The organism is Pseudomonas sp. S2_A02 (assembly GCF_054668495.1).
Genome location: NZ_CP162776.1, coordinates 72719 through 85538, shown reverse-complemented (window position 1 = coordinate 85538; position 12820 = coordinate 72719). Strand labels below are relative to the sequence as shown.

10 protein-coding genes are annotated in these 12820 nt (G+C 59.4%); 9 read left to right on the top strand and 1 reads right to left on the bottom strand.

What is annotated here, in order from left to right; translation table 11 throughout:
• The first annotated feature begins 45 nt into the window (after positions 1-45).
• On the top strand, positions 46-1134 hold the full coding sequence (locus tag AB4O41_RS00320; RefSeq protein ID WP_460145714.1) for a 3-deoxy-7-phosphoheptulonate synthase: 1089 nt from the start codon (positions 46-48) through the stop codon (positions 1132-1134).
• 59 nt (positions 1135-1193) lie between these two features.
• Here AB4O41_RS00320 and AB4O41_RS00315 read toward each other — a convergent pair whose 3' ends face one another.
• Positions 1194-2246 carry a hypothetical protein gene (locus tag AB4O41_RS00315; RefSeq protein WP_460145713.1) on the bottom strand — a complete coding sequence of 351 codons (1053 nt, stop codon included), beginning with the start codon at positions 2244-2246 and terminating at the stop codon, positions 1194-1196.
• A gap of 337 nt (positions 2247-2583) precedes the next feature.
• On the opposite strand from AB4O41_RS00315, the gene AB4O41_RS00310 reads away from it, so the two are divergent.
• The 8 genes from AB4O41_RS00310 to AB4O41_RS00275 all read left to right on the top strand — a co-directional run bounded on the left by AB4O41_RS00310 (position 2584) and on the right by AB4O41_RS00275 (position 12813).
• Positions 2584-3456, top strand: a complete 873-nt coding sequence (locus AB4O41_RS00310; RefSeq protein ID WP_460145712.1) for an esterase/lipase family protein — start codon at positions 2584-2586, stop codon at positions 3454-3456.
• A gap of 106 nt (positions 3457-3562) precedes the next feature.
• On the top strand, positions 3563-3844 hold the full coding sequence (locus AB4O41_RS00305; RefSeq protein WP_007898306.1) for a peptidylprolyl isomerase: 282 nt from the start codon (positions 3563-3565) through the stop codon (positions 3842-3844).
• A 135-nt stretch (positions 3845-3979) separates the two neighbouring features.
• The gene (locus tag AB4O41_RS00300) at positions 3980-5848 is read left to right on the top strand and encodes an extracellular solute-binding protein (RefSeq protein WP_460145711.1); all 1869 of its coding nucleotides are present in this window, start codon (positions 3980-3982) and stop codon (positions 5846-5848) included.
• Positions 5848-6909, top strand: coding sequence for a microcin C ABC transporter permease YejB (locus AB4O41_RS00295; protein ID WP_123356746.1), 1062 nt, complete (start codon positions 5848-5850; stop codon positions 6907-6909). The genes AB4O41_RS00300 and AB4O41_RS00295 overlap by 1 nt, the downstream gene beginning before the upstream one ends.
• Entirely contained in the window at positions 6909-7931 is a 1023-nt protein-coding gene (locus tag AB4O41_RS00290; protein WP_460145710.1) for an ABC transporter permease, read from the top strand. The genes AB4O41_RS00295 and AB4O41_RS00290 overlap by 1 nt, the downstream gene beginning before the upstream one ends.
• 27 nt (positions 7932-7958) lie before the next feature.
• Entirely contained in the window at positions 7959-9533 is a 1575-nt protein-coding gene (locus AB4O41_RS00285; RefSeq protein ID WP_460145709.1) for an ABC transporter ATP-binding protein, read from the top strand.
• A 167-nt stretch (positions 9534-9700) separates the two neighbouring features.
• Positions 9701-11116 carry a sigma-54 interaction domain-containing protein gene (locus AB4O41_RS00280; protein ID WP_460145708.1) on the top strand — a complete coding sequence of 472 codons (1416 nt, stop codon included), beginning with the start codon at positions 9701-9703 and terminating at the stop codon, positions 11114-11116.
• A gap of 305 nt (positions 11117-11421) precedes the next feature.
• On the top strand, positions 11422-12813 hold the full coding sequence (locus AB4O41_RS00275; protein ID WP_460145707.1) for a GntP family permease: 1392 nt from the start codon (positions 11422-11424) through the stop codon (positions 12811-12813).
• Positions 12814-12820 lie beyond the last annotated feature (7 nt).

Genomic DNA, 12820 nt, shown 5'->3' with positions numbered 1-12820 from the left:
CGAGCGCGCGGGAACGAACCCGCCGCCAGCCCAGGAAGCCCGAATATGAACTCGTCCGTCTCTGCTCTGCCGCTGTCCACCCTGAGCCCTGCCAATGAAGCGCTGACCTTGCGTCTGCCCAGCTCATTGCAGCTCAAACAGCAATTACCCCTCAGCAATGCCCTGACCCGGCAAGTCGCCGACCACCGTCAGGCAGTTCGCGCGATCCTCAACGGTGAAGACTCCCGTCTGCTGGTCATCGTCGGCCCTTGCTCGATTCACGACCCCCGTTCAGCCCTCGAATACGCCGCCAACCTGGCCCGGCTGGCCGCCGAAGTCAGCGATGAAATGCTGCTGGTGATGCGCGCCTACGTCGAAAAACCCCGCACCACAATTGGCTGGAAAGGACTGGCCTACGACCCGCATCTGGATGGCAGTGACGACATGGCGAGTGGTTTGACGCTGTCCCGCGAATTGATGCGCGAAATGCTCCAACTGGGCTTGCCCATTGCCACCGAACTGCTGCAACCGATGGCCGCCGGCTACTTCGACGACCTGCTGAGCTGGGTCGCGATTGGCGCCCGTACCACCGAATCACAGATCCACAGGGAGATGGCCAGCGGCTTGAGCATGCCGGTAGGGTTCAAGAACGGTACCGATGGCGGTGTGACTGTCGCCAGCGACGCCATGCGTTCGGCCGCCCATCCGCATCGTCATTTCGGCGTCGATAGCCAAGGGCACCCTGCAATTATTCAGACGCCGGGCAACCCCGACACCCACTTGGTACTGCGTGGTGGCCATTGCGGGCCGAACTACGACCGCGACAGCATCGCCCAAGTGCACAGTGATTTGACCAGACTCAAGATTCCGGCACGGATCATGGTCGACTGCAGCCACGCCAACAGCGGTAAAGATCCATTGCGTCAGCCAGCCGTGTTCAACGACGTGCTTGAACAACGCCTGCAAGGTGATCGTTCGCTGGTCGGCATGATGATTGAAAGCCATCTGTTCGAAGGCTGCCAGCCATTGAGTTCGTCGCTGCGTTACGGGGTGTCGGTAACGGACGGCTGCCTTGGCTGGACCGGGACGGAACAATTGTTGCTGCAGGCAGCTGAGCGACTTCGTACGCAGCGCCACACTCAACAGCCAAAGTGACCCATGCCCGCCTTCGGGTTTTCAATCGAAAACCGGAAGGCGGTTGACGTTAATTCAGTTTATGACTGCACTTGCACCAGCGTGGCTTCGGACTGCTGGCTCGCATCGTCAAGACGCTCGACCGAATAGGCTACTCGGACTGTCATATCCTGATGCTCGCGCCAAAACCTGTAGGGAACGATAAAGACCAGCGGTTGACCGGCCATTTCCCTGGAAACTTCACGATCATCGCGATGACTGAAATGCTCCCCGTCACATTTCAGATAGACCAGTTCCCCCTCTTCGGCCTGAGCATCGTCGATCACGACAGTGACACCATCGATCGCATCTTGCAGATCCAGCCAACCCTCATCGGCTTCCAGCACGGTAGGTGGTAAAAGCGCGCCTCGTTCCAGCGGGCCGATCACCAGCGCTACAGGCTCCGAGAAGCGTGACGCCTGTCCCTTCTGCTCGACGCAATAGCTGATCGTGATGGTTGTCCCGAGATTGGGTGCAATACCGTCGGGATTTACCCAAAACGATAGTTCGCCGCCGACTGCAAAGGATTCGATTTTCAATGTGTCATTGAAGCTCGCCAGTGGCGTAACACCTGCCCAGGACAGCAAGACCCGATCTCCAGCTGCCATCCGGGCATACGGCCTGATCGTTACGCGCGCGCCCTGCGTTACTCTGTCCGGATCGAGCGTGCCGCCCACCGCATCGTCCACAATCACAGGCAATAAATCTGGCCGGGCATCACCGACGTTCAGGTATAAACGCCCGGATTCCACAGGTTCACGAAGGCGCGCAGTGTAGAGGATGTAGTAAATCTCTAGTGACCCACCGTCCAGTGCGGCGATGTGTACGCCCGACACGCTAAAGACAACCGCCCTGCCCACCTGAGCTTCGCTGACAAAACGCGACACCTCATGCCAATACGCAACACCCTCTGAGTCGATACCTGACCAGAGTATTTCCAGCTTGTCTCCGCAAGCCATGTCCGGGTACGGCACGACGGTGATAATGGCCTTATTGTCGGACGGATCGAGCGTGGCGTTATCCGCCTGATCCAGCTGTGGTGCCGCCAAACATTGCTCTACAACATTCAAGTTACCTGCTTCATAAGTAGCCATTCAGCGCTCCAGTCCTTGGAATAAATGCCGCCTTGAGGTCGGCATCGAACGAAGCCTATTGAAACCCACGGTACTGATTCACGCTGCCGGACAATCGCGTCGGTTTGCACGGTAAAAGGACATTTCATAGGTAGGTCATTGTGAAGAAACGTGCAGTCATCGTTAAAAAGATGTCCGGATATTCCGACCAAGACCTCATGTTCATCCGAACTTTCGTACCATTTCTATTCCGTTTTCATCAGGTTACAGCGGCTTTTTCATACATCGCCGTGCGGGTGGTGTGCTTTAGAGTGCCCCCTTGAGCACACACCTGACTTACTGCGGAAAAGGAATGTATATGCTACGGAATGCAACCACTCAGTATCCGATCCTGCTGGTCCACGGACTCTTCGGCTTCGATCGCATCGGCAATCAGGAACTGTTCCATGACGTCAAACTGGCCCTGAGAAGTGCCGGCGCGAGAGTTTTCATCCCACACCTGTCAGCCACCCACAGCAATGAAACCCGCGGCGAACAACTGTTGGCGCAGATCGACCGGGTATTGCAAGGAACCGGTGCAAGCAAAGTCAACCTGATCGGTCACAGTCAAGGGGCACTGGCTGCACGGTATGCGGGGGCGCTGACGCCGGAGACGGTCGCTTCGGTGACATCGGTCAGCGGGCCGAACCATGGCTCGGAACTGGCCGACTTTCTGCGCAAGGCGCTGACGCCCGGGCGCCTGCCGGAGCATGTCGCCGGAGCGGTGGCCACCCTGTTCGCCGACTTCCTGTCGCTGCTCAGTGGCAGCCGGCACCTGCCGCAGAACGCCATCGCCGCGCTCAATGCACTGACCACCGAAGGTGTCGGCGCATTCAACGACAAATACCCGCAAGGATTACCGAAAACCTGGGGCGGCAAGGGCCGCGAATTGGTGAACGGCGTGCACTACTATTCCTGGAGCGGCATTCTGCAGGGAAACATTCTCGATGAGGGGCTCCATGCACTCAATCCGCTGCACGGATTCCTCCGGGCCTTCTCCCACTATTTCACCACCGAAGCCGAGCAGAATGACGGCATGGTCGGCCGATTCAGCGCCCATCTGGGTAAAGTGATCCGTTCAGACTATCCGCTGGATCATTTGGACAGCCTGGGCCAGACAACCGGTCAGGGCATTGACCCCATTTCCCTGTATGTCCAGCATGCCGAACGCTTGAGAAATGCCGGCCTTTGAGCAATGCCACGATGCCACGCGATATTCACGGAACTTTGAGAGAGAAATAGCCCACTGAATCCGGTAGGCTCCGCACTTTATTGAACATTGAATGGAGTATTTTCCCATGGCCAAAGCCACTGCCCGTCACATCCTGGTTTCCAGCGAAGAAAAGTGCAACGAACTCAAAGCCCAGATCGAGGCCGGTGCCGACTTCGCCGAAGTCGCTAAAGCCAACTCCAGCTGCCCGTCCAGCCGCCAGGGCGGTGATCTGGGTTCGTTCGGTCCAGGCCAGATGGTCAAGGAATTCGACACCGTGGTCTTCAGCGCACCGATCAACGTTGTACAAGGCCCGGTCAAGACCCAGTTCGGTTACCACCTGCTGGAAGTGACCAGCCGTCAGGACTGATCATCCCTTGAGTTTGCTACATAACGGCCCGCCTTTTGGTGGGCCGTTGTGTTTTCGTTGCGTGATACGGCTGGCGAGGGACGCGCCGCTAGCGTACAAATTGTGGTTATCGACCACCCGGCTCTAAGGCTGACAATGCGACTGGTTTTCCCCACTTTGTTGTTCACTGCCGTGGCCCTGTTATTGGGCGCCGCCGGTGTGAACGCTGCACCGCAACATGCGTTGACCGTGTACGGTGAACCGGCGAAGTATCCCGCGGGCTTCAGCCATTTCGCCTACACCAACCCGCGAGCGCCCAAGGGCGGCACGATGCGTCGCTCGGCGATGGAAATCGGCCATTTCGACCATATCCTGCCGTACATCGACAAGGGCACGGGTGTCACGCAGATCGACGGTTTGATCTACTCGCCCCTGGCCCAGCGTTCGCTGGACGAGCCCTATACCGTTTATGGCCTTGTAGCCCAGCAGATGGAGCGCTCCGACGATGGTTTGTCCCTGCGTTTCTATCTGAATCCAAAGGCCCGTTTCGCCGATGACAAGCCGATCACCGCTGAAGACGTGCGCTACACCTTCAACCTGCTGATGACCCAGGGCAGCCTGCGCTATCGCACACAATTCGCCGACATCAAAGGCGTCGAGGTAGAGTCACCCCTTGTCGTTCGGTTCGACTTCAAGAGCAACGAAAATCGCACCCTGCCCCTCGACCTCGCGACCTTGCCGGTACTTCCCGAGCACTGGTGGAAAACCCGCGACTTTGCCAACGGCGGTGGTTACGAGCCACCTCTGGGCAGCGGGCCGTATCGCGTGAACAAGGTCGACTCCGGGCGCAGCATCACCTTCGAGCGTAACGCCGACTGGTGGGGCAAAGATCTACCAGTCAGTCGCGGCCTCTATAACTTCGATCATTTCAGCATCGAATACTTCGGCGATACCGACGTTGCCCGTCAGGTGCTGCGTGGCGGCGCCTACGATTACAACCGCGAATTCTCCGCCACCGCCTACTCCATAGGCTACGAAAGCCCGGCCCTGAGCGACGGTCGCCTGCAAAAAGCCCACTTGGCCAAAGAGGCACCGCAAACGGCCCAGGGGTTTGTGTTCAACCTGCAAAACCCGATGTTCCAGGACCGCCGTGTGCGCCAGGCCCTGACCATGCTCTGGGATTTCGAATGGAGCAACCGGCAGATGATGCGCGACCTCTACATCCGCCAGCAGAGCTACTTTTCCAATACCGACCTCGCCGCCCGGCAACTGCCCGACGCCGGTGAGCGGGCGATTCTCGAGCCGCTGCGCGGGCAGATCCCCGACGAAGTCTTCACCCAGGTCTTCGAGGCCCCGAAAACTGACGGTAGCGGTATGATTCGCGACAAACAGCTGCAAGCCCTGGACTTGCTCGAACAGGCCGGCTGGAAACCCGATGGTGATCAACTGGTCAATGCCCAAGGTCAATCGCTGAGCTTCACCTTCCTGGTCAGCCAGAACGGTATGGACCGATTGCTGCTGCCTTATAAGCGCACCCTGAAACAAATCGGCATCGACCTGAATATTCGCCGCATCGACGCCTCCCAGTACATAAACCGCCTGATGTCCCGGGATTACGACATGATCGTCACCGGCTACCCGGTTACCACTTCGCCGGGCAACGAGCTGTACAACTACTTTGGCTCGGCGGCGGCCAACGATCCTGGCTCCAACAACTACATGGTGCTGAAGAACCCAGCGGTCGATACGCTGATCAACGGCCTGGTTCGCGCCACCACCCAGACTGACATGCTGCGCTACGCCCATGCCCTGGACCGTGTACTGCAATGGAATTTCTATTGGATTCCGAATTATTACCCGCCAGGCAGCTCGACCGTGTGGTGGAACCGCTTCGGCATTCCCTCTGTGCAAGCTAGCAATGACGAAGCCATCGAGAGTTGGTGGGAAGTGAGCTCCACTCCCTTGACCAACCACCAGATGACTGCCGAGCTCATCAAACGCGGCAAACCCGGAGGGCCACACTGATGTGGGCTTACGTACTGCGGCGCTTGCTGCTGATCATTCCGACACTGGTGATCATTCTTCTGGTCAATTTCGTCATCGTCCAGGCTGCGCCGGGCGGTCCGGTAGAGCAAGCCATCGCCCACCTGCAAGGCATCGGCGGAGCGAATGTCGGCGGCGGTTCCAGCGAAGCCCTGCAAGGCAGTTCGCGTGCCAGTCGTGGACTCGACCCGCAGTTGATCAAAGAGATCGAAAAACAATACGGCTTCGATAAGCCGGCGCCAGAACGTCTGTGGCTGATGCTCAAGAGCTATGCCCGCCTCGACTTCGGCAAAAGCTTTTTCCGTGGTGCCACGGTCACCGACCTGATTCTGGAAAAGATGCCGGTGACCATTTCCCTCGGGCTCTGGGCCACGCTGATCACTTATCTGGTGTCGATCCCTCTGGGCATCCGCAAGGCTGTGCACCACGGCAGCCATTTCGATATCTGGAGCAGCACCGCGATCATCATCGGTTACGCCATGCCGGCGTTCCTGTTCGCGATGTTCCTGATTGTGGTCTTCGCCGGCGGCACCTCATTGAACTGGTTCCCGGTGCGTGGCCTGGTCTCGGACAATTTCGAGTCGCTGTCGACCCTGGGCAAAATCGCTGACTACTTCTGGCACCTGGTGCTGCCGGTGACGGCGCTGGTGGTCGGCGGTTTCGCGACCCTGACCATCCTCACCAAGAACTCCTTCCTCAATGAAATCACTCGCCAGTATGTGGTCACCGCCCGGGCCAAGGGCTTGAGCGAACGCCGGGTGCTTTACGGCCATGTGTTTCGCAACGCGATGCTGCTGGTGGTGTCGGGGATTCCGCAGGCCTTCATCAGTGTCTTTTTCGCCGGCTCGCTGCTGATCGAAGTGATCTTCTCCCTCGACGGGTTAGGTCGCATGAGTTACGAAGCCGCGGTGTCACGGGACTATCCGGTGGTATTCGGTTCGCTGTTCATCTTCACCTTGTTCGGCCTGCTGATAAAAATCATCGGCGACCTTTGCTACACCCTGGTCGACCCGCGTATCGACTTCGCCGCGAGGAACGCCTGATGTTCAAGCTCTCGCCGCTGGGCCGTCGCCGTTTCGAGCGTTTCAAGAAAAACCGCCGGGGCTGGTGGTCGCTGTGGTTGTTTATTGGCCTGTTCCTGCTGACCCTGGGCGGTGAGCTGATCGCCAATGACAAACCGCTGATGGTCAGTTATCAGGGCTTGCTGTACTTCCCGGCGCTCAAACGCCACACCGAGCAGGAGTTCGGTGGGCAATTGCCATTCCAGGCCGACTATCGCAGCGATTACGTGCAGAAGCTGATTCACAAGGACGGCGGCTGGATGCTGTTTCCGCCGATCCCGTTCAGCGACGACACACCCAATTACGACCTCAATCAACCAGCACCGAGCCCGCCGTCGAAGGTCAATTGGCTGGGCACCGACGATCAGGCTCGCGACGTGTTGGCCCGGGTGATTTTCGGCGCGCGGGTGTCGATTCTGTTCGCGCTGGCGCTGACTTTCATCAGCGCGCTGATCGGCATCGCCGCCGGTGCGCTGCAAGGCTATTACGGTGGTTGGGTCGACCTGATCGGTCAGCGCTTGCTGGAAGTCTGGTCCGGGCTGCCGGTGCTGTACCTGCTGATCATTCTTTCGGGCTTCGTTGAGCCAAATTTTTGGTGGCTGCTAGGGATCATGGCGCTGTTTTCCTGGCTGGCCCTGGTGGACGTGGTGCGCGCCGAGTTCCTGCGCGGGCGCAACCTGGAATACGTCAAGGCCGCCCGTGCGCTGGGCCTGACCGATCGCAAGGTGATCGTGCGGCACATTCTGCCCAACGCGATGAACGCCACCCTGAGTTATCTGCCGTTCATTTTGACCGGGGCAATTTCCACCCTCACGGCGCTGGATTTTCTCGGCTTCGGCATGCCGGCCGGCAGTGCGTCCCTGGGTGAGTTGATCGGTCAAGGCAAGCAGAACCTGCAAGCACCGTGGCTGGGGCTGACGGCGTTTTTCACCCTGGCGTTGATTCTTTCTTTACTAGTGTTCATTGGCGAGGCGTTGCGTGATGCCTTTGATCCACGCTCTTGATCGATAACCATGACGCGGACTGTTGATATGACTGACAACCTGATCGAAATCCGTGACCTCAGCGTGGCCTTCAGCGGCCAGACCGTGGTGCGCAACCTGTGCCTGGACATCCGCCCTGGCGAATGCCTGGCGCTGGTCGGCGAGTCGGGTTGCGGCAAGTCGGTGACCGCCCACTCGATCCTGCAACTGCTGCCCGAGACCGGCACTGAAACCACCGGCAGCATTCGCTATCGCGGCCAGGAACTGATTGGCGCCGACGTCAAGGTTTTGCGCGAGCTGCGCGGCAACCGGATTGCGATGATCTTCCAGGAGCCGATGACATCCCTCAACCCGCTGCACAGCATTGAAAAGCAGATCGGCGAAACCCTGCTGCTGCATAAGGGGCTGGGCGGCAAAGCGGCGCAAGCGCGGATTCTCGAGTTGCTGCAACTGGTGGGCATCCAGAAACCCGAAGAGCGGCTCAAGGCCTATCCCCATCAACTGTCCGGCGGCCAACGACAACGGGTGATGATCGCCATGGCTCTGGCCTGCGAGCCGGAATTGCTGATCGCCGATGAGCCGACCACTGCGCTGGATGTGACAGTGCAGCGCAAGATCCTGCTGCTGCTCAAATCCCTGCAACAGCGGCTCGGCATGTCGCTGCTGCTGATCAGTCACGACCTCAATCTGGTGCGCAGCATTGCTCAGCGAGTGTGTGTGATGCACGTCGGGGAAATCGTCGAGCAGGCGCCCTGCGAAACACTGTTCACCAAGCCGAAACATCCTTACAGCTGCGTACTATTGAACGCCGAACCGGAAGGCGAAGCCCTGCCCCGGGACGAGCGCGAAAAAGTGCTGGAAGTGGATAATCTGCAGGTGCAGTTCGCCATCGGTGGTGGCCTGTTTCAGCGTAAAACTTACCTGCGCGCGGTGGATGGCATCAGCCTGAACGTCCAGCGCGGCAAGACGTTGGGCATCGTCGGCGAGTCCGGTTCGGGCAAGTCCACGCTCGGTCAGGCAATCCTGCGCTTGCTCGATTCCGAAGGCAGCATTCGCTTTCAGGGTGAGGCCCTGGATGGCTTGACGCAAAAGCAGCTGCGACCGTGGCGCAAGAAGATGCAGGTGGTGTTCCAGGACCCCTTCGGCAGTCTCAGCCCGCGAATGTCGGTGGCGCAGATCATCAGTGAAGGCCTTGAGGTGCACAGCCAGTTGAACGCTGACGAGTGCAATGCCGAAGTGATTCGGGCGCTGACGGAAGTCGGCCTCGACCCGCAAAGTCGTGATCGCTACCCGCACGAATTTTCCGGCGGCCAACGCCAGCGCATCGCCATTGCCCGCGCGCTGGTGCTGAAGCCAGCGCTGATCCTGCTCGACGAACCGACCTCGGCGCTGGATCGCACGGTGCAAAAACAAGTGGTCGCCCTGCTCCGTCAGCTTCAGGAGAAACATGGCCTGACCTACCTGTTCATCAGCCACGACCTGGCGGTGGTGCGCGCCCTGGCCCACGACATGATCGTGATCAAGGATGGCAAAGTGGTGGAAAGCGGCGCCAGCCACGACGTGTTCGATTCGCCGCAGCATCCGTATACCAAAGAGCTGTTGGCGGCGGCGCGTCCGGGGTAGGCATAATCCCGTGTACGCCGATGAACCGCGTCGCGGCCATCGCGGGCAAGCCCGGCTCCCACAGGTTTTATGTCGTGCCCAAATTCAGCGGCAACCCCAAATCCTGTGGGAGCGGGCTTGCCCGCGATTGGGCCAGCACAGGCAATACTTAATCAGGATCAGCCCCCATGGACACCACCGAAAGCCTCAAGGACTACCAGCGCGTTCGCACCCTGGCGATCCGTTCGCTGTTCGAAATCATCGAGCAATCGAGCGAGGGCACGGTGATTGTCGACCGCGACGCGAACATCGTCTGGATGAACGAGCGTTATGCCCGGCGTTTCGGTCTGGAGTCGGCCGCAGGTGCGATCGGCAGGGCCTGTGAAAGCGTGATCCCCGGCAGCCTGTTGCGCGAGGTGGTACGCACCGGGCGACCAATCCTGCTAGACATGCAGGACACCCCCAAAGAACCACTGGTGGTGATGCGCCTGCCGATTCACGACGATGCCGGCGCGGTGATCGGCGCCATCGGTTTTGCCCTGTTCGACGAATTGCGCAGCCTGTCGCCGATGCTCAAGCGCTATCTGAGCATGCAAGAAGAACTGGCATCGACCCGCTCGCTGCTGCGCGCGCGGCAGACCAAGTACAACTTCGCCCATTTCATCGGCACCAGCGCCGCCAGCCTGGAAGTCAAACGCCGCGCCCGGCGCAGCGCCAGTGCCGAGTCTCCGGTGTTGTTGCTCGGCGAAACCGGTACCGGCAAGGAGTTACTGGCCCAAGCGATCCACGGCGCCTCGCCTCGGGCGCACAAAGCGTTCGTCAGCATCAACAGCGCGGCGATTCCCGAATCGCTGCTGGAAGCCGAGTTCTTTGGCACCGCACCCGGCGCGTTCACCGGCGCCGATCGCAAGGGCCGCACCGGCAAGTTGCAAATCGCTCAGGGCGGCACGCTGTTTCTCGATGAGATCGGCGACATGCCGCTGCCTCTGCAAAGCAAGTTGCTGCGGGTTCTGCAGGAAAAGGAATTCGAGCCGGTGGGCTCCAACGAAGTGATCCAGAGCGATGTGCGAGTGATCGCGGCCACCTCCACCGATCTGGAAGCTGCGATCAAACGCGGGGAGTTTCGTGCCGACTTGTATTACCGCCTCAACGTGCTGCCGATTCAGGTCCCGCCCCTGCGTGATCGCCTCGACGACCTGCCGGCCCTCAGTGAAGCGATTCTCGAAGAGTTGCGCAGTCAACATGAACTGAACTCCGAAGCCCTGGATTTGTTGGGTCAACACGCCTGGCCGGGGAACATCCGCGAACTGCGCAACGTGCTGGAGCGCGCGGCGTTGCTCAGTGATGATTTGATGCTGAATGCGGCAGATATCCGCGCGGCGATTGGCAGTTTTACCCCGGTGCAGCGTGTGGCGCCCTTGGCCATTGAGCCGGCGGCCCATGAAACTTTCAGTGAGGCTCGCGAACGGTTTGATCGGCAATTGATTGAATCCACCCTCGCGCAATGCGGCGGGAAGGTGATCGAAGCGGCGGCTCGGTTGGGGCTGGGGCGGTCGACGTTGTACAAGAAGATGGTGGCGCTAGGGATTGCGGAGTCTCAATAAAGAGACAGAAATCTCAATTATTAGATATGGCCTCCTGAGCGCTGCGCACTCTTCGCGAGCAAGCCCGCTCCCACATTCGACCGCGTTCCTCTGAGCGACTCGGTCAAACTGTGGGAGCGGGCTTGCTCGCGAAAGGGTCAGACCCGCCAATAGAAGTCTCAAAATAGAGATAAATAAATAAAACTCAGCGCACAAAACAAATAATCTCTTTACATTTCAATGTGTTAATTGACTGGCACGAAACTCGCTACAGCCCCTCCCACAAAGCTTCACCCTACAAAAATAACAATCGAAGGAGACACACCATGAGTGTGATCATTGCCTTGGCAGCCCTCACGCTGTTGATGGTGGCTGCTTACCGTGGCTACAGCGTTATCCTCTTTGCCCCGATCGCCGCCCTCGGCGCCGTCCTGCTCACCGACCCTTCCGCCGTTGCCCCAGTCTTCACCGGGGTGTTCATGGAAAAAATGGTCGGCTTCGTCAAACTGTATTTCCCGGTGTTCCTGCTCGGTGCCGTGTTCGGCAAGCTGATCGAGTTGTCGGGCTTCTCCCGCTCCATCGTCGCAGCGGCGATTCGTTTGCTCGGCACTCGTCAGGCGATGCTGGTGATCGTGTTGGTCTGCGCCCTGCTCACTTACGGCGGCGTGTCGCTGTTTGTGGTGGTGTTTGCGGTCTACCCGTTTGCCGCCGAGATGTTCCGCCAGAGCAATATTCCCAAACGCCTGATCCCGGCGACCATCGCCCTAGGCGCGTTCTCGTTCACCATGGATGCCCTGCCCGGCACGCCGCAGATCCAGAACATCATCCCCAGCACCTTCTTCAACACCACCGCCTGGGCGGCACCGTGGCTGGGTGTGATCGGCACGATTTTCGTATTCTGCGCCGGCATGCTGTTCCTTCAGCGCCAACGCAACAAGGCCCAGCGCAGCGGTGAAGGTTATGGTTCGGAGCTGCGCAACGAACCGGAAACCGCGCCGGACATCAAGCTGCCCAACCCGTGGATCGCGCTCTCGCCGCTGTTGATGGTGGGCCTGATGAACCTGCTGTTCACCCGCTGGATTCCGCTGTGGTACGGCAAGACTCACAGCCTCTCGTTGCCAGGCATGGCAGCACCGGTGACCACCGACATCGCCAAACTGACGGCGATCTGGGCGGTCCAGGCAGCCTTGTTGGTAGGCATCGTCATGGTGCTGGTGTTCGCCTTTCAGACGATTCGCGGCAAGTTGGCCGAAGGCAGTAAAAGTGCGGTCAGCGGCGCGCTGCTGGCGGCGATGAACACCGCGTCGGAATACGGTTTCGGTGCAGTGATCGCGTCGCTACCGGGTTTCCTGGTGCTGTCCGGCTGGCTCAAAAGCATTCCCAACCCGCTGGTCAACGAAGCGATTACCGTGACCCTGCTGGCCGGCATCACCGGTTCGGCGTCAGGCGGCATGAGCATTGCCCTGGCGGCGATGTCCGAGACGTTCATCAGCGCCGCCCACGCCGCCAATATTCCGCTGGAAGTGCTGCACCGGGTCGCCGCGATGGCCAGTGGCGGCATGGACACCTTGCCGCACAACGGCGCGGTGATTACTTTGCTGGCGGTTACCGGTTTGACCCACCGCGAGGCCTACAAAGACATTTTCTGTATTACGCTGATCAAGACACTCGCTGTTTTTGTGGTGATCGGTACTTTCTACGCCACTGGCATTGTGTGAGGTATTC